Annotated in this window: 15 protein-coding genes; 5 read left to right on the top strand and 10 right to left on the bottom strand. The window is 63.1% G+C overall.

Features of this window, described 5'->3' with window-relative positions:
• The first annotated feature begins 87 nt into the window (after nucleotides 1–87).
• Entirely contained in the window at nucleotides 88–1,497 is a 1,410-nt protein-coding gene (locus ACFWZ1_RS14225) for a mannose-1-phosphate guanylyltransferase/mannose-6-phosphate isomerase (protein ID WP_439666920.1), read from the top strand.
• Between the two features lie 40 nt (nucleotides 1,498–1,537).
• Here the strand turns inward: ACFWZ1_RS14225 and ACFWZ1_RS14230 are convergent, their stop codons facing one another.
• From ACFWZ1_RS14230 to ACFWZ1_RS14275, 10 genes are all read right to left on the bottom strand, one after another.
• Nucleotides 1,538–2,884: a phosphomannomutase gene (locus ACFWZ1_RS14230; protein ID WP_439666921.1), complete on the bottom strand. Its 1,347-nt coding sequence runs from the start codon at nucleotides 2,882–2,884 to the stop codon at nucleotides 1,538–1,540.
• Between the two features lie 4 nt (nucleotides 2,885–2,888).
• Nucleotides 2,889–5,387: an ArnT family glycosyltransferase gene (locus ACFWZ1_RS14235; protein ID WP_439666922.1), complete on the bottom strand. Its 2,499-nt coding sequence runs from the start codon at nucleotides 5,385–5,387 to the stop codon at nucleotides 2,889–2,891.
• Between the two features lie 115 nt (nucleotides 5,388–5,502).
• Entirely contained in the window at nucleotides 5,503–6,396 is an 894-nt protein-coding gene (locus ACFWZ1_RS14240) for an NAD-dependent epimerase/dehydratase family protein (protein ID WP_439666923.1), read from the bottom strand.
• On the bottom strand, nucleotides 6,396–7,430 hold the full coding sequence (gene gmd / locus ACFWZ1_RS14245) for a GDP-mannose 4,6-dehydratase (RefSeq protein ID WP_439666924.1): 1,035 nt from the start codon (nucleotides 7,428–7,430) through the stop codon (nucleotides 6,396–6,398). The genes ACFWZ1_RS14240 and gmd overlap by 1 nt, the downstream gene beginning before the upstream one ends.
• 76 nt (nucleotides 7,431–7,506) lie before the next feature.
• Complete coding sequence (locus tag ACFWZ1_RS14250) at nucleotides 7,507–10,959, bottom strand: glycosyltransferase family 4 protein (RefSeq protein ID WP_439666925.1); 3,453 nt, start codon at nucleotides 10,957–10,959, stop codon at nucleotides 7,507–7,509.
• A 2-nt stretch (nucleotides 10,960–10,961) separates the two neighbouring features.
• A complete protein-coding gene (locus tag ACFWZ1_RS14255) occupies nucleotides 10,962–12,413 on the bottom strand; it encodes an FkbM family methyltransferase (protein WP_439666926.1) in 1,452 nt (483 codons plus the stop codon).
• On the bottom strand, nucleotides 12,410–13,636 hold the full coding sequence (locus ACFWZ1_RS14260) for an ABC transporter ATP-binding protein (protein WP_439666927.1): 1,227 nt from the start codon (nucleotides 13,634–13,636) through the stop codon (nucleotides 12,410–12,412). Before ACFWZ1_RS14260 ends, ACFWZ1_RS14255 begins: the two co-directional genes overlap by 4 nt.
• Nucleotides 13,633–14,427, bottom strand: a complete 795-nt coding sequence (locus tag ACFWZ1_RS14265) for an ABC transporter permease (RefSeq protein WP_439666928.1) — start codon at nucleotides 14,425–14,427, stop codon at nucleotides 13,633–13,635. Before ACFWZ1_RS14265 ends, ACFWZ1_RS14260 begins: the two co-directional genes overlap by 4 nt.
• On the bottom strand, nucleotides 14,424–15,896 hold the full coding sequence (locus ACFWZ1_RS14270; RefSeq protein WP_439666929.1) for a glycosyltransferase: 1,473 nt from the start codon (nucleotides 15,894–15,896) through the stop codon (nucleotides 14,424–14,426). The genes ACFWZ1_RS14265 and ACFWZ1_RS14270 overlap by 4 nt, the downstream gene beginning before the upstream one ends.
• Complete coding sequence (locus tag ACFWZ1_RS14275; RefSeq protein WP_439666930.1) at nucleotides 15,893–17,059, bottom strand: trans-sulfuration enzyme family protein; 1,167 nt, start codon at nucleotides 17,057–17,059, stop codon at nucleotides 15,893–15,895. Before ACFWZ1_RS14275 ends, ACFWZ1_RS14270 begins: the two co-directional genes overlap by 4 nt.
• 158 nt (nucleotides 17,060–17,217) lie before the next feature.
• Here ACFWZ1_RS14275 and rfbB point away from each other — a divergent pair, with 158 nt between their 5' ends.
• The 4 genes from rfbB to rfbD are packed head-to-tail and all read left to right on the top strand — an operon-like array spanning nucleotide 17,218 to nucleotide 20,645.
• Complete coding sequence (rfbB, locus tag ACFWZ1_RS14280; RefSeq protein WP_439666931.1) at nucleotides 17,218–18,267, top strand: dTDP-glucose 4,6-dehydratase; 1,050 nt, start codon at nucleotides 17,218–17,220, stop codon at nucleotides 18,265–18,267.
• A gap of 10 nt (nucleotides 18,268–18,277) precedes the next feature.
• On the top strand, nucleotides 18,278–19,165 hold the full coding sequence (gene rfbA, locus ACFWZ1_RS14285) for a glucose-1-phosphate thymidylyltransferase RfbA (RefSeq protein WP_439666932.1): 888 nt from the start codon (nucleotides 18,278–18,280) through the stop codon (nucleotides 19,163–19,165).
• The gene (gene rfbC, locus ACFWZ1_RS14290; RefSeq protein ID WP_439666933.1) at nucleotides 19,162–19,719 is read left to right on the top strand and encodes a dTDP-4-dehydrorhamnose 3,5-epimerase; all 558 of its coding nucleotides are present in this window, start codon (nucleotides 19,162–19,164) and stop codon (nucleotides 19,717–19,719) included. The genes rfbA and rfbC overlap by 4 nt, the downstream gene beginning before the upstream one ends.
• Nucleotides 19,716–20,645: a dTDP-4-dehydrorhamnose reductase gene (gene rfbD, locus ACFWZ1_RS14295; RefSeq protein ID WP_439666934.1), complete on the top strand. Its 930-nt coding sequence runs from the start codon at nucleotides 19,716–19,718 to the stop codon at nucleotides 20,643–20,645. The genes rfbC and rfbD overlap by 4 nt, the downstream gene beginning before the upstream one ends.
• The last annotated feature ends 57 nt before the right edge of the window (nucleotides 20,646–20,702 follow it).

The raw sequence follows: 20,702 nt of genomic DNA on the forward strand, positions 1-20,702 counted from the left end.
TCGTGCAGGCATAGCTGGCGCCTCGGTGCGCGCTCTCGGACAATAGTGGACATTAGACCGGCGAACCGGTATTGAAAGGAGTTCTATATGTTGATCCCCGTCATTCTCAGCGGCGGCAGCGGCACCCGGCTCTGGCCGCTGTCGCGCAAGAACCTGCCGAAGCAGTTCCTGCCGTTGGCCGGCGACAGCAGCCTGTTCCAGCAGACCGTCGCGCGCACGCATGGGCTTGCCCATGCTGCCGCACCCATCGTCGTGTGCAGCGAGGACCACCGGTTTCTGGTCGCCGAGCAGCTGCTTGAGCTGAATGTCGAAGGCGCCTCGATCATGCTCGAGCCGCTGCCGCGCAATACCGCCCCGGCGATCGCCCTGGCGGCGCTGCAGGCGATGGCACGCGACCCCGACGCGGTGATCCTGGTCCTGCCGGCCGATCACCTCATCGGCGACGAGCAGAACTTCCAGCAGGCGGTGGCCAGTGCGCTGCCCGTCGCCCGGGAGGGCTGGCTGGTGACATTCGGCATCCGGCCGGACGGCCCCGAGACGGGGTTCGGCTACATCCGCCGAGGGGAGGCCATTCCCGGTGCCTTCCGCGTTGACCGGTTCGTGGAGAAGCCGGACGCCGCCACGGCCCAGTCCTATCTCGATGATGGCGGCTACGACTGGAACTCCGGCATGTTCATGTTCCGGGCAAAGCGGTACATGGAGGAGCTCGAACGCCATGCGCCGGACATCGCCGCGGCCGTGCGCACCTCATTCGAGACCGCCTCCGCCGACCTGGATTTCGTGCGCATCGACAAGTCGACCTTCACCGCGAGCCCCGAGGACTCGATCGACTACGCGGTGATGGAGCGGACCGATCGTGCCGCCGTGGTTCCCGTCAGCTGCGGCTGGAGCGACATTGGCTCGTGGGCCGCCTTGTGGATGGCTGCCGAGAAGGATGCCGATGGCAACCGCCTCGAAGGCGATGTGATCACCATCGACAGCCATAATTGCCTTGTCCGCTCGGGGGACCGGCGCTTGATCGCGACGATCGGCGTCGATGACCTGGTGGTGGTCGATACCCCTGACGCCACCCTGGTCGCGTCGCGTGGACGTTCGCAGGACGTGAAGAAGCTGGTTGACAAGCTCAAGGCCGCCAATCGGCCCGAGCATCTCTTCCATCGCAAGGTCTACCGACCGTGGGGCAGTTACGACTCCATCGACATGGGCGACCGGTTCCAGGTCAAGCGCATCGTGGTGAAGCCCGGCGCGGCGCTCAGCCTACAGAAGCACCACCACCGTGCCGAGCACTGGATCGTCGTATCGGGCACCGCGGAAGTGACGCGCAACGAGGAAGTGTTCTTGCTCAGCGAGAACCAGAGCACCTATCTTCCGCTGGGCAGCGTGCATCGGTTGCGCAACGTAGGCAAGGTGTCGCTCGAACTGATCGAGGTCCAGTCCGGAAGCTATCTGGGCGAAGATGACATCGTGCGTTTCGAAGACGTCTACGGTCGCGCCTGATCGCGACGCAAGGGCGATGAATCGCCCATGCGCCGTCGGGTCAGCCTTCGATCAAGCGACGCAATTCGCCGGTTTTTTCATGCATCAGCGCGATGCTCCCTCGCGCCTCGACGTTCAATCGCAGCAACGGCTCAGTGTTGGACGAGCGGACATTGAAACGCCAGTCCGCAAAGTCCACACTGAGCCCGTCGGTGTGGTCCACCACTGCTGACGGCATCGTGGCATAGCGATCCTGCAGCCGGCCGACCACGGCCGCTGCGTCGACCACCTTGAAATTGATCTCGCCGCTGCAGGGGTACGCGGCAATGCGCTGCTCGACCATCTGCGCCAGCGGCATCCGCATGCGGCTCATGCGCTCGGCAATCAACAGCCACGGGATCATGCCCGAGTCGCAATACGCAAAATCGCGAAAATAGTGATGCGCACTCATCTCGCCACCGTAGAGCGCATCCTCCGTCCGCATCCGCTCTTTGATGAATGCGTGACCGGTTTTGCTCATGATGGCCACGCCACCGGCCGCCTTGACCATATCAATGGTGTTCCAGGTCAGGCGCGGGTCATGCACGATCTTGCCGCCGGGGTGCTTCTCCAGCATCTGCGCGGCCAGGAGGCCGACCAGGTAGTAGCCCTCGATGAACTCACCTTGGGCGTCGAAGAAAAAGCAGCGGTCGAAGTCGCCGTCCCAGGCGATCCCGAAATCCGCGCGGCTACTCCGCACTGCCTCGGCCGTGGCGGCGCGATTCTCCGGCAGCAGCGGATTCGGAATGCCGTGCGGAAAACGACCGTCCGGTTCGTGATGGATGCGGATGAATTCGAACGGCAGGTGCGGCGCCAGCTTGTCGATTACCACGCCTGCCCCGCCATTGCCGGCGTTGACCACAATCCTCAGCGGTCGCAGAGCGCTGCGATCGACGTAGCCGAGCAGGTGCTCGATAAACGCAGACTTGTCCGCCTCCACCCGTAACGAACCGATAGTAGCCGCCGGGACAAACCCGCCCGACTCAGTCAGCGCCTCGATATCGCGCAGCCCGGTGTCGCCGCTGACCGGACGCGAGCCGTCGCGCACCAGTTTCATCCCGTTGAAGTCCATCGGGTTGTGGCTGGCGGTCACCATGATGCCGCCGCCCACGCCGCGATGTGCCGTCTGGAAATAGACCTCCTCGGTACCGCACAGGCCGATGTCGATCACCGAAGCACCGGAGTCGTTGAGTCCGCGCGCCACGGCAGCGGCCAACGCCGGGCTGTCCAGCCGCACATCGCGACCGACCACGACCTCGCGCGGCCCGAGGATCTGCGCGAACGCGCGGCCGATGCGGTAGGCGATCTCGTCGTTCAACTCATCGGGCACGCGGCCGCGGATGTCGTAGGCTTTGAAGCACTTGAGCATGGGGTCACTTTGTGTTGCGTATCGTGGAGGGACTGGCGGGGTCCGGTGCCGGCGAGTTCAAGGGAGTCGCCGTGACCGATTTCAGGCCGAGGGCGAGTAGGCGTCCGTCGCTTCCGATGCCTATGGCTTGCGGGGAAGCCGCATCCGGCAGATCGAAACCGATGATCAGTTTGCCCGTTGCGGAAAGAACGCCCTCCGGGAGATCGACGTCGAAGTCCAGGTTCGATTGGGGAAAGGCCACGTCGCGCTGAGCGACCGGCGCACCGTTCAGCGTGATGCCGATCCGTTGACGCGAATGCTTGGGCGCTACCAGCACATTGGCCTCGAAGTGCAGACGGATGCCGCCCGCTGTCGCTGGCAACTCACGAGGATCCAGCGACAGTTCCGCGTGCTTGCCGAGGCTCCATGTGCCCCAGCTCTCCGGGGTGCTCCATCCACTGATCAACCATGCATTCCATGCCCCTCGGGTGTTGAACGCCTGCATATGAGAGAGCGGCAACACCGATCGGACGAGGCGGTAAAGATACAGTCGCTTCTCTGCGTTCAACATGAGCTCATGAGGAAACAGGAAGCTTCGAGCGAAGCTCCAGACCTCCATCCGCTCGCTGTTGACAAGCTCAAATCCCTGCGGAGCGAACGGGGCCGTGGAAAGCAGAAAGACGTCGTCGAACCGCGCATCCAGAGCGGCGGTATAGGCGTGATCGTTCAATGAGCTGTCGCTGACATTGACCACCTCGCGGCCGAACGTGTACAGCAACGGGGTCTTTATCTGGCTCACTTCCGGCCATCCCGGCTGCAAGGAGGTCACCAAGATCAGGTCGTTGGCCCCTACTGGCGCGATGATCCGCTTCAGCGAGTCGTAGAGTCCCGCGTTTTCACTCTTGCCGAGTTGGCCCGCGCTAGCCACCACCATGTAGAGCAGCGACACGCCGAGAAACCAGCTTATGGCCGCCTTGCGCCACCCGACGGCCATGCCGGCCCACGCAAGGACGACCAGCAGCATCAGGTAGGGAACATTCTCGCTCAGGAGATAGCGCGCGTAGTAGGGACCGTAGGGAACGGTCCATTGCAATAGGGAGGCGTATACAAGGAACCCAGCGGCGAAGAGGCGTAGGAACTCGACCTTTGGGTCGTTCTGGCGCCGGAACACCATGACGACACCCGCTAGTAGCAGGGGACCCATATAGACCAGCAACTGGAATAGGCTGGATGCCTCGACCGCCACCCATCCCGAGCCCGCCAGATGCCACCGCTTGCCGAGCCATGCGTCCTGAACGAAGTGACTCGTCCAGCCGAGCTGGTAGATCTTGAAGACGCCGGCACCCAAACCCAAGGCGACGACCATCCCGATGGTGTGTTGGGCCGGGACAAGAAGATTGCGTTGCATTGACTCGCGCGCCCGCCCTCCGCGACCCGCTGCGGCAATGATCAGCCAGGCACCCAACGCGGCGACGGCGCTACTGAAAACACCAGCGTGCCAATGGCCACGGAACACGCGTGCGAATGACAAACCGTAAATGTCGCGCGAATAGAAGCCGGACCAATGCAACCCATAGCCCACCGACAACGCGTAAAAGACGGTCACGGCAGCGCACCACCCAAACATTGCCCGTCTCAGGTGACGATCCGGATCCCCGATCGCGCTCGCCATCGCTGCGGCAAGAACGAAGGGCATGTACATGAAGCCGCTGATCCGGGTGACGAAGAGGCAACCGAAGGCCGCCGCCGACAGCCACAACCACCGAGATCGGAAAGCACCCATCGCCTCGTTCCGACCGATTGCCAGGCAGGTGAAGCCGACCAACGAAAAGGCGAGTGCAGGAACCTCCGTCACGGGAAACTTGGAGAAGAACGCATGCAGCGGATTGACGGCGAGCAGGCCACCGGCAACCAGCGCAGCGCGTGGCGACCCTGAAACCGCCAGCCCCAGACGATAGACGAAGACGATCGACAGCCAACTGAAGAAGGTCAGCGCGTAAATCCCGAAGGTGGCACCGAACAAGCCCTCAAAGATGGCCATCCAGACGGGAAACAGGTGGTAAAACTGGAACTGCAGCCGCGGGCCAGAATGCTCGGCGAGGTAAACACCGGGCAGATAGTCGGCACGGCGGTTCTCTTCCAGATACGTCTTTTTAAAAGAGGGGTCGTCAAGCTTTTCCAGCGCCGTATCCTGTACCTCGATCCCTCCCGTGCGGGCAAGATGATGGGCGACGTTGACGTAAACGCCCTCGTCCTGCCCACCCAATACGTAGTGGTAGGCCGGCAGCCGGAAGAACAGGCAGACTAGGGTCAGTAGCGCCAGATGCCGCCAATCCGGCGACACGCGTGAGGGAGACCCGCGATCCCGCATACACCAGGCATATGTGCCCGTCACCAACAGCGAAGCGAGGCAAACCTGCAGCGCCAGGAAACAACCCGCCAATGCAGTGACCAGCCCGAGCACACTCGCCGACAGCAGCCAGACAACTAGCAGCTCCAGCCACCGGTCAACCCGCTCGTTCACGATCAAGTCCCGTTGAACCATTCCCACTACTCCCTTGCCCGGTACGTGAACCAATGAACGAATTACCTACAACGCTTTGTGGTCAAGATACCCACGGCCGGACAACCCGGTGGCGTCAACCGCCGGCATACATCCACGCAAGTGTTTCCTTGAGCGGAATCATCGGGGCGAGAGGCATACAGGCCTTGAATCGCGCGTTCGAACCCACCAGCCGGTGGACTTCGTTGGCGCGCACAAAGTCCGGATTGACCTGTTTCACGATCCGATAGCCGGCGATGTCGCCCATCATGTCCAGCACATCATCGAGCGAATGCCCCTCGCCGCTACAGAGGTTGAAGGTCTGGCCGATGGGTTTCTTGTCCACGATTGCCCGATAGCACCGAGCCACATCCCGAACATCGCTGAAATCCCGGACCACGTTCGTGTTGCCCAGTTCGATGATCTGTTCGCGGCGTCCGAAGTGCGCCAGGACCTTAGGAATGAGGAACTGTTCGGACTGGCCGACACCGGTGTAATTGAACGGCCGGGTGATGACGATGGGCAGCTTTTCCATCCACAATCGTGCCATGTATTCCATGGCCAACTTGCTCACCGCATAGTCATTGGCCGGCGCCGGCGGCGTACCCTCTGCAATCGGCTCGACCTCGGCGTTGCCATAAATGTTGGCACTGCTGGCAAGGATGACGACTTCCGGTTTTTTGGATGAAGCCGTCAGCGCCTCAAGTAGATTGCGGGTGCCGACGACGTTGACCCGATACATCTCCTCGACGTCACCGTGCGCCACGAAAGCAATCGCGGCCAGGTGCAGCACCACATCAGGTCTGACGGCCTCCACAACCAGCCGCACCGCTTCGCGATCCAGCAGATCGGCCCGGATAGATCCCGGCGCACCGTCTTCCCCGTGGTTGGACAGGCCGAACACCTCGTAGCCGGCCCGTTCCAATTCGCGAGCGACATAGCGACCGGTGAATCCGCTGCGGCCCGTCAGCAACGCGCGCGGCTTCGCCATCAGAACGACGCACCGCGTTCGTTGCGGACGAGATCGGCCTCGACCATCATGCGGCACAGCTCTTCCAGCGAGGTCTTCGCTTCCCAACCGAGCTTATCGCGTGCCTTGGCGGCGTCGCCGATCAGCAATTCCACTTCGGCGGGACGGTAGAAGCGTGGATTGATGCGCACCAGCTCGCGCCCGCTTGCAGCGTCGACACCGCGCTCTTTCTCCGCGTTACCGCGCCAGTCGAGATCGATCCCCACCGCCTTGAACGCCATGGTGACGAAGTCGCGCACGGTTTCCGTTCGGTTGGTTGCCAGCACGTACGTGTCCGGCTCATCGGCCTGCAGCATTCGCCACATGCCCTCGACGTATTCCTTTGCGTAACCCCAGTCGCGCTTGGCATCGAGGTTCCCGAGCTCGAGCGCGTCGAGCTTGCCGAGTTTGATCTTGGCCACCGCGTCGGTGATCTTGCGGGTCACGAATTCGCGCCCACGCAAGGGCGACTCATGGTTGAAGAGAATGCCGCTGCTGCCAAAGATGTCGTAGGACTCGCGGTAGTTCACCGTCATCCAGTGCGCATACAACTTGGCAACACCGTATGGACTGCGCGGGTAGAACGGGGTCGACTCGGTCTGCGGCACCGCCTGCACCTTGCCAAACATCTCGGATGTGGATGCCTGGTAGAACCGTATCTTGCGATTCACCGTACGGATCGCCTCGAGCATGTGCACGGCGCCGATACCAGTGATGTGGCCAGTGGTAATCGGCTGGTCGAACGACACGCCCACAAAGCTCTGCGCGGCGAGGTTGTACACCTCGGACACTTCAGTGTTCTCTAGCAGGCGGATGCTCGATCCAAGGTCGGTCAGGTCGTATTCGACGAGCGAAAGGTTGGGGTGGCTTTCGATGCCCAGCTCTTCGATGCGCCAGAAATTGACCGAGCTGGTCCGCCGATACGTACCGTAGACCCGATATCCCTTTTCCAGCAGCAGTTGTGTGAGGTATGCACCATCCTGGCCGGAAACGCCTGTGATCAAGGCCGTTTTCATGAAAGACTCCTGTTGAATTCGATTGAAAATTTCTTCCCAGCCTGGATGAAGGCTGAGCTCAAACCGTCGCATTTTCTCAGCCGCCGTGTCCGACGGCAATGGAACATGCGGAAATCGGTTCCACCTCGACCGCGGTCACCCAGATGCTGGTGTTGGCCTCCACCGAGACACGCACCTCGAGATCGGCGACATCCACCTCCAGGACCAGTTCGACCTCGGCCAGCATCGCACCGGCTTGGCGTTCATCGGCGACGAACGAACGCTCCGCGTGGATCGTGGCACCGGCGGAACTGCACACGTCTAACGATCCCGAGCCGGGACCACCTCCGTAGATCCTGACACTGTACCGCCCGGCACCCAACGGCACGTAAGGGCCGTACAACAAAAGCCCGGCGGCCCCGCTTGACACCATGCGGCCCCGAGTAAGGTGCCCTACCTGCGTGAGGAGCCGGTAGTCGAATGCTTGGTAGCGACGCAAGGAACCGGGCATCCATCGGTAGTCCCAACGCTCGTTGCAGAGTACGTCGATCAATTGGGCGGTGGCTTCGCTCCACGTATTCCAGCGCATGCCGCTGGACTGCGGCGCACGAACGATCGCATTGAGCTCCAGCCAGGCCCGCAATGCATTGCTCAGGTCGTCGGCGCCGTAGCCGGAGAAATAATACGCATGCTCGCCGGCAATCTCCCTGAATACCGGCAGGTCGCGCGCAATCAGCGGCAACCCGTGATGAGCTCCCTCGATCAACGGCAGACCGAACCCTTCGCCTTCCGATGCCATGACCAGCGCCGATGCGCGCCGATAGGCCGCGAGAAGCAGATCGTCGCCAGCCTTCTGGAACCAGAAAAACCGCTTACCCCGTTGCGGGTGGTCGGCCATGTGCGCGAGCAGGTCATCGACCAGCCAGCCGGGCTTTCCAATCACCAGCAAATTGACCTCCACGCCCTGCTGCCATAGCAGTTCGCAGGCAGCCAGCGCCTGGGCATGTCCCTTGCGCGGCTCCACCGTTCCGACCATCAGGAAGGTGGGGCGGTCGCCCAATTCCGGCAAGCGGGCGGAGGGCTCAGCCTCGCTCGCATCCGGCGCGCCGGCCGGGTCCAGATCAGCACCCAGATGGAACCAGCCGATGCCCAGCGGGCGCTGCCGCTCGGGGCGCGCCTGATGCAACCACGATTCGAACTCGTCGGCGACCGCCTTGGAGATGCAGACCACGCTATCTGCCACCTCGGCGATGGACTCATACCAGCTCCTGAACAGCGGCAACCCGGGCGGATCGAAGCAATCAGGACGCAACAACGGCAGCAGATCGTAGACGACGTAATGTTGTCGCACGCCGCGATTGCGCATGCGGCGGAACACATCGATATGCCGGGGAATCAGATGCGCAGCCAGGTCTAGCCCCAGGTAGACGTCGCCGGGCGCGAGGTCCACCGGCTCATCCGGCGGAAGCGGATATCCCTCGAAATAGCGTCGCTGGCAATAGCTGCGCGCATAACGCAGGACACCATCCTCGCACAGGCAAACCGGCTCAACCCGATACCCTTGGAGCGGTGTCTCCAACAGCTCGTCCAGCACGCGGCGAACGACTCGCTGGATGCCGGTGCCGGCGTCATGAACTGCGAGATTGGAAACATCCACCAGCCACTGGGATGTAGTTCGGGGGTATCTCATGTTGGCTGCTAACGCCGACGCGACGCGGGACCAATCTGCGGCCGATGTATCCGCTGCCTCCAACGCGACGAGCTCCGCGATAACTGCGCGCAGATTCTCGCGCCAAGTCCATGATGGTGGCACTTCCTCCTGGGAGGCCGGGTTCACCGCCCGCAGAATCTGGCTCCGCCCCAGCTGCAGGAAACTTTCCGGCGTTACCAACCTGTCGAGCACAGCTTCGGCAAAACCAGCATCGATGGCGGCACGCAAGGCCCGATACCCGCCCGCGTGGTAAAGCAGCGCTATCACCAACTCACGGCCGTCGGCGGATTGTGCAAGCGCATGCAGTGCCCTGCCAAAGCGTTGGTCGCGTAACAGGATGTCGACCGCACCAGTGGTGGCAAAGCCAAGTGTCTTGGCGCAGTAAGGGTCGTCAGCCAACTCGATCACGACGCGTTCGACGCGGGTATCGTTTTTTCGGTCCTCGACAAACCTTGCGAGTGAGCGCTGAGGCGACAATTCGCGGCAGTCGCTATCCGCGTACACCACGGCGGGAGCCAACGAGTCCACCGCAACGGTGGACCCTGGGGCAACCAGGACGGCGGTAATCCCGGCCTTTGGTGCGACCTCGGAAATCGCCGGGCGCGATTTGAACGATTTTCTCAACTGCACCGTTGCCTCGAAGGCGTCAAGTGCACGCTTCGCTGATTCTGGCCAGGAAAAACGCCGACACTGCGCCTTCGCGTGAGCAAGAAAGCCTGCCCGAAACGCTTCGTCCGTGAGTGCCAAAGTCATCTTTGCCGCCATGGCATCGACATCGCACGGATCGAACAATGCGTCGGGGTACCCAATGACTTCCGGAAGACTGGAGGTCGCGGAGCCGATCACGACTGCCCCGCTAGACATCGCTTCCAGGGCCGGCAGGCCAAAGCCCTCCTGCAGCGAGGGGAAAACATAAAGCGAGCAGAGGTTGTAGAGCTTGACCAGATCGCGATCGGGCACGTAACCGGTGAAAACAACTTCGTCCGCCGCCAGGCCGAATGCCTGGATGAGCATGGTCAAGGCTTCACGCTCGGGCGCCGGCGCGCCACCGACGATAGCCAGTTGGTGCGCGCGCCGAAGTTCGACCGGAAGTGCGGCGTACGCGCGAATGAGGGCCGCGATATTCTTGCGGGCATCGAAACCGCCTGCGTACATCACGAACGGGCGCTGCAGGGCATAACGATGCATCAATTCGCCCCTGAACGTCTCGGCGTTCTCCAGTGGGGCGAAGACCGCGTCGGAGGCACCGGATATGTCGACCAGGCGCTCGCCGGGGATGCCCAACAACTGCGTGGCTTCGTCACAGGAAAACCGGGAGATCCCAAGCAGAACGTCCGCCCTTCGCAAATGGCTGACCTTTTCCATATACCAGCGGCACACGCCTGGATCGGAGAGATACACATCCCGATGACTGAGCGGGATTAGGTCGTAAAGGGTGACGGCGGTGGCGTAAGAGCGATCTGATGAAACCGTCGCTATGACATCGTCGCCCCAGCCATCAAACAGGCTGGCGACATGAACGACATCCGGATTCAGCTCCCGAAGCACCTGAGTCCGCAATGCCTCGGAGGCACGCATGCGGAAGGCGTTGCCGGGGTCGATGTAGGCAGTGGGACACAAAGACTCCCATGTGACAAGGCGATCCTGCGACAGATAACCATCGAATTGCCCGCGGAGGAATTCGATGGATTCGCCCATTGCTGCATTCAGCAGAATGGTGATCTCATGTTCGCGCGGGTCGGCGGCGATGGCCTTGGCCAGGGCCAGGGAGTATCGGCCGATGCCGCGACGGCGGCCTTCCGGCGATTGGCATGCTTGCAAATCCAATACGACGTGCACGCTCACTCGCTCCCGCAAGAGTCATCGTTGCAGCGGCGGCGTTGTCTAGCGTCCCGTATCTCCTCAAAGACCCGCATGGCCCGGCTCGTCATTGGCAACGCGACCTGATCCCGACGCACCAGTTCACCTTCAGCCTCGATCGGCGGTGCGCCGAACAGGAAAAGGCTTGCCAGCGTGCTCAGCCTCGAGTCCTTCCCGGCCAGCCTCGTAGCGGTGGCGCTGAGCCATTGCCACTTGGCTATTCGCCGAAGGAGAGGCCGTGCAGTACGCGCGGGCCATCGCAATATGAAATAGAGGATGTGACCACCCGCCCTCATCAACCTCTGCGTGCCACGCTTCAGGAGGCGCAACGGAAAGGTGATGCGCCACGATGTACTGCGATGAAGCGCATGAATCAGGCAGTGCAGGCGCGCCACCTCCTCGTCGCGGAGATGGACCTCGCGGTGTAGGCGCGCCACCTCCTCGTCGCGGAGATGGACCTCGCGGTGCAAGCGATCCACTTCCCGGTCGCGGCGAAGAATCTCACCATGCAATCGGGCCAACTCCGCCCGCATGAACGACTCGCGTTCTATCGATTGACTGACCAGTCGCCGCTGTTCGGCCAACGCGGTCATGTGGAGTGCCTCACGCTTTTCGAACTCTGAGAGTCGTGCGCGGTGCTCCACCAGCGCTGCTTCACGCCGCTCGTTTTCGTTGTGCAGGTAGTCGACGCTATGGCGCAGAGCCGTCGAAGCCCCGCGCAACCGTTCCAGTTCATCGCGTGCAGCTGCTTCCGACGCGCGAACAAAGCGATCGAAGACATTCGGCGGATAGGAAAACGCCCCGTCCAACTCGGCGTGTTCGTCGGCCACGTAGAAACGATTGAGGCCGTCCTCGTACACGAAATGGTAGCCGCGGCTGGTGAGCAGCGGCTCCCATTCTGCATAGGCGGGGGTCTGACTGTTGGGTTCGGTGGCTTCCAGCAGGATGACCCAAGGCCGGACATGCTGGAGCGAAATCCCCCGCAGCGCGGCCGCCTCGGCTCCCTCGCAATCGATCTTGAGAAAATGGACCTCAGCCACTTGGTGGCCGTCACAGATGCTGTCCAACGTGACGCAGGCCACGTCCGATTCCCGTATGAGGTGCCCGGCGCTGGCGTGACGGCTGGCAAAGCCAGGGTCTGTCGTGGAGAGGCCGCTATCGACGACTTCGAACAGGTGCAAGGTGCCCGGTCGGTCGGACACGGCGACCTGCAGGTTGATGTCGCGCGGACGGTCGGTGCAAAGTCTCTCGAACCAAAACGTCACCGGCTCGACATTGATGCCATGCCAGCCCTGGTCATAAAGCGCCTTGGTCACAGAGTCATCGACCGGATCCTGCGCGCCCACGTCAATGTAGAAACCCTGCTCAACGCCGCGCAGGGCGCGCGCGAGCATGACGTCTTCGTAATTCTGGGCGTAGGAGACGAAGCTCATGGGCTTGCAATCTCAATCTGCGGCGGCACCCAAGCCGTGCCCACGAAAACCTGGCGCGACAGATTGGAAACGTTAAAGACGAGCGCGAGATCTCGCCATTCGTAGTTGTTGACCAAGTGGGTCTCGGTGCTCACTAGGGCAGTGGATATCGAATAGGTCCCCGGGCCAAAGTTCATGGGGAAATGGATGCGGAACTCGATGCGCTGGCCCGCGCGAACTTCCTCCAACTCCTGGTGGGTGTGGTGGGTGTTGGTGCCGAACACCGCCTGCCCCAGCCTGTCCTTGATCATGTAGCCAAGGACGAGGCGCGGGATGTCCGCGTTTGCTGCCACGCGAATGCGCAACGTCACTGGTTGGCCGACATCGACGAACTCCACAGGCTCGTCCTGGGTATTGAGGAGCACCACCTCTTCCACACGAGCTTCGCCGGTACCCGATATCGTCTGCTCTCGTCCGCTGACATGACTGGTCACGCTGACGCTGCTGTTTTCGCGCTCGGCAATCAGCGCGTTGTAGAGGTCCATCACCGCGGCGGGCTCGCCGTCTTTCACGAGGCGTCCATTTTCAAGCAGCAGCGCACGATCACACAGACTCTGGATGGCGCCGCTGTCATGCGAGACGATCAGCAGCGTCGTGCCCTGCTCCCGGAACTCGCGGATGCGCTTGAAACACTTGTGCTGGAAATACGCGTCGCCAACCGACAGCGCTTCGTCAACGATAAGAATGTCCGGGCGGAAGGCAGTGGCCACGCTGAAGGCCACGCGCATCTGCATGCCGCTGGAGTAGGTTCGGACGGGTTCGTCGAAGTATTCGCCGATTTCCGCGAAAGACTCGATGTCCGTCATCGCCGCACTTATCGCTGCCCGCGCGAAGCCCATCAGCCCCGCCGCGTGATATACGTTCTCGCGCCCGGTGAGGTCGGGATCGAACCCCATGCCGAGCTCCAGGATCGCGGCAATCCGGCCACCCACTTTGATCGAGCCTTCGCTTGCGCGCATGGTCCCGGTGATCAGCTTGAGCAGGGTGCTCTTGCCCGCGCCGTTCTGGCCGACGATGCCGATCGACTCGCCGGGAGCGACATCGCACGACAAGCCACGCAGGACCCATTGCTCCGAGCGCACGCTTACCGCGACGCCCAGCCAGGTCGCGAAGCGGCGCCACTCGCTGCCGTAGTCCCGGTACGCCTTGCCAAGATTGCGCACGCTCAACAATGTGCCACTCATATGACATCCACCATTTCGGGCGCCGCGCGGCGGAACAGGATAAGGGCGAAGGCAAGCAGCACCAGCGATGCGCCGCCGATCACCACCAAGCCCAGCAGACCCGGCGCCTTCCCGTAGAGGATCACGCTCTGGAAATCAGCCGCGAGGTGGTACATGGGGTTGAACGCAAGGATCTTCTGCAACTGCACGGGAAGGATGGTCGGCATGTAGACGATCGGGGTCAGCCAGAACAGTAGCTGCAGCACCACCGTCATCACCTGAGCGATATCACGCACGAATACGTTGAGCACGCCCAAGATGAGTCCGACACCCAGGGCGAAAACCAGGTTGACGCCCACAAGCACCGGCAGCCACAGCATGCTCCAGCTGGGCGGATGGCCGATGAGGGCGAAAACGCCAGCCGAAGCCAGCAGCAGCAGGAAGTTGTTCACCAGTGCGGACCCGGTCGTGACCAGCGGCAGGCACACCCGCGGAAAGACGATCTTCTTCATCAGGTTGCCGTTGTCGACGAACATTGTCAGCGAACGCGTGAGCACTTCGCTGAACAAAGCCCACGCGATCATCCCCGCCATCAGGTAGATCACATAGCCATAGCGGTTATCGATGCCCGGCAGCTTCGCCGCCATGATGCGCGACAACACGAGGGAATAGATGGCCACCTGTGCCAGCGGCTGCAGGATCATCCACAGCGCACCCAGCTTGCTGCGCGCGAAGCGGGAGCGCAGGTCGTTCTTTATCGACGAGATAATAAAGTGGCGGTAGCTCCATACCGCCGCCAGCATGTCGTTCATGAGGCACCTTCGTTAATAGGGTCGGCATCAGCACCCCTGCCGGACGCATTCGGGGCGGATGCAGCCGACGCAATCTGGGCCAGCCGCTGGATGAGCTTGCCCGCCACAGCCTGGGGGGACAGCTTTTCAAGTATGTCCGATGAGGCCTGACGGCCGATTCCCGCCGCGTACCCAGGTTCATCCACCAAACGACGCATGTACGCTGCCGCGTGCTCGACATTGGGCTGCGCCCATCGCTGACCTTCGTGGTAGAGGTATTCGCCCTCGGACACGCCGACCATCTCGTAGTCGACCAGACAGCTGTTCTCGGGCGTCATGAATTCCATGTTGCCGGACCAGGCCGTTGCTATGACCGGCTTGCCAAGCCGCATGCATTCCGCGAGCCCGAGACCAAAGCCCTCGGACCGGTGCAGCGAGATATATGCATCGGCGCAACGCTGCAGTGCCTGAACATGGGCGCGGTCGATCACGTCGTCGCGCACCAGGATGCGCTCGTCGCCGCCGGCCGCATCCAACAGTTCACGCAACCGATCCGGATGACGGTGTCCGTTGCTCGATTTGATCAGCAGCTGGACGTCCCGCCGACCATCGTCGAAAGCGTTACGGAATGCACGAATCGTCGCCAGGGGATTTTTGCGAGCCTGGAACGAATTGAAATCGAAGCTGTTCAAAAACAAGAATGCGTCGTCACGAAGCCCGAAATCGCTCCGAGTCAGACCACTGTCCGGCATCTCCAGAACTGGCAGGGGCACGTGCAACAGCGGTTTGTCTGTAGCGCGTCCGACCACCTCATGAATGAACGCGGAAGAGACCATGACCTCGTCGACCTCGGCCAGTGCCGCCAACCATTCCCGCGGGAACGTCTCCAGCTCCCAGAACCAGCAGCCGATCGTGTAACGGTTGCCCAGTCGCTCCCTGCCGATGGTGGCGATGGCCGCGTCCATGTAGTCGGGATTGACGAAAACCAGGTTGATCCCATAAGGCGTATCCGTGCCGATATGCTGCTCCAGGCTGGTGTCGCCCATGCTGTGAGCCATATCCAGCGCAATGTCGTATACGGCCACCGGGTAGCCCGCCCCCAGCAACGCACGCGCATATAGCCGCGCGCTCTCGGCCAGGCCAAATTGACCGCGCGCGTAGGCGAAAATGTTCACCCCGGCCGCCGCACCGAATCGAACATCTGCCGGAGCGACGGGCTGAGCAAGTGCGGGCAGCGGGGCTGCCAACGCCCACCGCGAAGTGCGCTTGAATCTGACCCGCTCTCCAGCGCGGCGCGCAAGCGCCTGAGACACGCCCATGCGCCAGGCCATCGGCAAACGGCGATAGATCGTCCTCAGCCATTCCTGCCGGCGTATCCATGCCGAAAGATTGAGGAGTGCCAGTCCAGGGCCCGGTTTCTGCTTACCGCCAATGCTCACGGCGTTTCCCGCATGCAGATCATTGCAGGCATCCGCGTTGTGCAGCTTCATTGACCAAGCGCACTCGAAAGCTCCGCACGCAGGTCGGCAATATCCTCTACCCCTACTGACAAGCGGATCAAGCCATCACTGATCCCCAAACGCTTGCGGTTGGCTGCAGGCACCGAGGCGTGCGTCATGATCGCAGGGTGTTCAATGAGGCTCTCCACACCGCCCAGCGATTCCGCCAGCGCGAAGAGCTTGCAACGCTCAAGCATGCGACGGGCTTTTTTCAGCCCACCCTTTACCTCGATGGTGACGATGCCGCCGAAGCCGTCCATTTGGCGACGAGCCAGCGCATGCTGGGGGTGGCTTCGAAGTCCCGGATAAATCACTCGCTCGACCGCCGGATGTTTTTCGAGCCACTGCGCCAGCTCCAGCGCGCCTTGGCAGTGTGCCTCCATGCGCAAGTGCAGGGTCTTGAGGCCGCGCATGGCAAGAAATGCGTCGAACGGACCGGCGACGGCGCCGACGGAGTTCTGCAGGAATGCCATCCGTTCCGCCAGCTCATCGCTGCCGGCCACCACGATGCCACCGACCATGTCCGAATGGCCGTTGAGGTACTTGGTGGCCGAGTGCAGCACCAGGTCTGCGCCAAACTCGAGCGGGCGCTGGACCATCGGCGAGCAGAAGGTGTTGTCCACCACCAGAATGAGCCCGTGCTTCTTCGCAAAGGCGGCGATCTTGGCCAGATCGACCAGCTTGAGCATCGGGTTGGTGGGCGTCTCGGCCCAGATCATGCGGGTGTTCGGCTTGAGCGCAGCCTTCAATGCCTTCGGGTCGTTGAGGTCGATGAAATCGAAATCCAGCCCGGCCGAACGCCGGCGCACCCGTTCGAAGAGCCGGTAGCTGCCGCCATAGAGGTCATCCATGGCGATCACGTGGCTGCCCGAGTCGAGCAGGTCCAGCACCGTCGCCGCCGCGGCAAGACCCGAGGCGAAGGCGAAGCCGGCCAAGCCGCCTTCAAGGTCCGCCACGCAGCGCTCGTAGGCCATGCGGGTGGGGTTCTGCGTTCGCGAGTACTCGTAGCCCTTATGCTTGCCGGGGCTTTCCTGCACGTAGGTCGAGGTAGCGTAGATGGGCGTCATGATCGCGCCGGTGCTCGGATCCGGATGCTGGCCGGCGTGGATGGCGCGGGTTCCAAGTCCGAGGGGGGCGGCGTTCTTCTGGGTCATGATGATTCGGCAGCAGGCCGGCGCGAGTGGGGGCTGCCATCTTAACCGCGAACCCCGCTTTTTCCTTAACTTTTCAGCTCGCCGCTAGCCTGTCACGGCGCCCGTTGCAGACCGGTCGTTCAGGCACAATGGGCAATGGGAATCAAGCAGACAAGCTCATGGAAACCTTGCTCGTCACCGGCGGCGCCGGCTTCATCGGCGCCAATTTCGTGCTGCAGGCGGTGGCCGACGGGCTGCACGTGGTCAATCTGGACAAGCTGACCTATGCCGGCAACCTGGACACCCTGGCCTCGCTCGGGGGGAGCGACCGCCACCTGTTCGTGCAGGGCGACATCGGCGACCGTGCGCTGGTGGCCCGGCTGCTGGCCGAACACCGACCACGGGCGATCGTCAACTTCGCCGCCGAATCCCACGTGGACCGGTCGATCGACGGCCCGGCCGCCTTCGTCGAGACCAACGTCGTCGGCACGCTCGGCCTGCTCGAATGCGCCCGCGACTACTGGCGCGGCCTGGTAGGCGGGGCGCGCGAAGCGTTCCGCTTACTGCACGTCTCCACCGACGAGGTGTATGGCTCGCTCGGCGCCGAGGGCGAGTTCACCGAGGCCACGCCGTATGCGCCCAATTCGCCCTACTCGGCGTCGAAGGCCGCCTCCGATCACCTGGTGCGCGCGTTCCACCATACCTACGGCCTACCCACGCTCACCACCAATTGCTCGAACAACTACGGGCCCTACCAGTTCCCGGAGAAGCTCATCCCGCTGGTGATCCAGAAGGCACTGGCCGGCGAGCCGCTGCCGGTCTATGGCGACGGCCTGAACATCCGCGACTGGCTCTACGTCGGCGATCACTGCAGCGCGATCCGCCGCGTGCTCGAGGCCGGCCGCGTGGGCGAGACCTACAACGTGGGCGGCAACGCCGAGCGCGAGAACCTGACCGTGGTCAAGACCATCTGCGCGCTGCTCGACGCGCACCGGCCGCTGGCCGACGGCCGGCCGCGCGAATCGCTGATCACCTTCGTCAAGGACCGTCCCGGCCACGACCGGCGCTACGCCATCGACGCGGGCAAGCTGCAGCGCGAACTCGGTTGGTCGCCCACGCATACTTTCGAGAGCGGAATGGCACATACCGTGGACTGGTACCTGGGTCACCAACTATGGGTGCAGCGGGTCCTGGATGGGAGCTATCGCATGGAGCGATTGGGATCATGAGGAACTGGGCATGAGAGCACGCAAGGGAATCATCCTGGCCGGCGGTTCCGGCACGCGGTTGCACCCGATCACCCAGGGCGTCAGCAAACAGCTGCTACCCGTGTACGACAAGCCGATGATCTACTACCCGCTGGCGATCCTCATGCTCGCGGGCATTCGCGAGGTGCTGGTGATCAATACCCCGCATGAGCAGTCGCTGTTTCAGCGGCTGCTAGGCGACGGTTCGCAGTGGGGCATGGACATCCATTACGCGGTGCAGCCCTCGCCGGATGGGCTGGCGCAGGCCTTCCTGATCGGCCGCGACTTCCTGGGCGGCGCGCCCAGCTGCCTAGTATTGGGCGACAACATCTTCTACGGCGTGGGCCTGAGCGAACGTCTACAGCGCGCGGCGACGCGCGAGCACGGCGCCACCGTGTTCGGTTACTGGGTGCGCGAGCCGGAGCGCTACGGAGTGGCGGAGTTCGACGGCGACGGGCGCGTGGTGGACCTCGAGGAAAAACCACCCAGACCCAAATCGAACTACGCGGTCACCGGGCTGTATTTCTACGACGAGCGAGCCTGCGACTTCGCTTGCTCGCTCCAGCCGTCGGCCCGCGGCGAACTGGAGATCACCGATCTCAATCGTCGCTACCTGGCCGAGGGCGCCCTGCATCTGGAGCAACTCGGTCGTGGCTACGCTTGGCTGGACACCGGCACGCACGAGTCGCTAATGGAAGCGGGCAACTTCATCCAGACCATCGAGCACCGCCAAGGTCTCAAGGTCTGCTGCCCGGAGGAGATCGCCTTCCTAAAGGGTTGGATCGGTCCGGAGCAGTTGTTGCGCCTGGCGGAGCCACTTGCGAAAACCGGCTACGGGCAGTACCTGAAGAACTTGGCCGACCAGGGGCTGGTGCCATGAAGGTCATCCAGACGACACTGCCCGGCGCCGTGGTGATCGAACCGCAGGTGTTCGGCGACGCACGGGGATTTTTCTACGAGAGCTTCCACGCGGCCAAGTTCCGGGAGGCGGGCGTCGATGCTCGCTTCGTGCAGGCAAATGTCTCGCGCTCAGCCAAGGGGGTGTTGCGCGGGCTGCATTACCAATGGCCCCACCCGCAGGGCAAGCTGGTCAGCGTGCTCGAAGGTGAGGTCTACGACGTCGCAGTGGATATACGCCGTGGTTCGCCCACCTTCGGTCGCTGGGTCGGCGCCATGCTCACTGCCGAGAATTTCCGCCACTTCTGGGTGCCCGAAGGCTTCGCACATGGCTTCTGCGTGCTGTCGGAATTCGCCACCTTCAGCTACCAGTGCACCGCGCTGTACGAGCGCGAGCATGACGCGGGCATCCGCTGGAACGACGCGGACATCGCCATCGACTGGCCGGTCAGCGCCCCGCTGCTGTCGGACAAGGACCTCCGCGCACCGTTCCTGAAGGACGTGCCGCCCGAGCGCCTCCCCGTCTACTCGCCATGAAAATCCTGCTGCTGGGCGCCAACGGCCAGCTTGGCCGCAGCTTCGTGGAGGACGGTGGCCTTGCCGCTCGTGGTGAACTCCTCGTGGCCACACGCGACGGCACCCTGTGGGACGGCGAGCGCGCCGAAGCGGTCGACCTCGCAGCGCCCGGGGTGGACGCGCTGCTGGACCGCCTGCGCCCGGACGTGATCGTCAACGCCGCGGCCTACACCGCCGTCGATCGCGCCGAGCAGGAAGAAGCGCTGGCCCTGCGCGTCAACGGCGAAGCCGTCGGCGAACTGGGCAAGTGGGCCGCTGCGCACGATGCGCTCGTGCTTCATTACTCCACCGATTACGTGTTCGACGGCAGCGCGAAGATGCCCTACCCCGTCGACGCGCCTACCTGCCCGCTGGGCGCCTACGGCCGCAGCAAGCTCGCCGGCGAAGCAGCGCTGCGCGCCAGCGGCGCCGACCACCTGATCCTGCGCACGGCGTGGGTGTACGCCCCGCACGGCCACAACTTCCTGCGCACCATGCTGCGCCTGGGGGCCGAACGCGAGGAGCTGCGCGTGGTGGCCGACCAATACGGCGCGCCCACCTCCACCGCGGTGATCGTGCGTGCCAGCCTGGCCCTGCTCGACCGCTGGTTCGCACGGCCCGGCGCACGCGCCTCGTTGCGCGGCACGCATCACGTGGTCGCCAGCGGCCATACCAGTTGGCACGGCTTCGCCAGCGCGATCTTCGACGAAGCCCATGCGCGGGGACTGCTCGCGCGCGTGCCCCGCGTGCTGCCGATCGCAACTGCCGACTATCCCACGCCCGCCCGCCGCCCGGCCTGGTCCGTGCTGGACAACACCGGCCTGGGCCAGTGGCTCGCAAGTCCGTTGCCCGACTGGCGCGAGGGCTTGCGTGAGGTGATGGACCGGCTGGCCGACCGGGTACCCTGACCGGCAGAAGGCTGCCGCCCCCATCGTGAGGCCGGCATCACGCGGGCCGTGCTAGGT

Origin of the sequence: Frateuria sp. GZRe14, from assembly GCF_051900395.1 — a bacterium.
Classification (GTDB): Bacteria; Pseudomonadota; Gammaproteobacteria; order Xanthomonadales; family Rhodanobacteraceae; genus Frateuria_A; species Frateuria_A edaphi.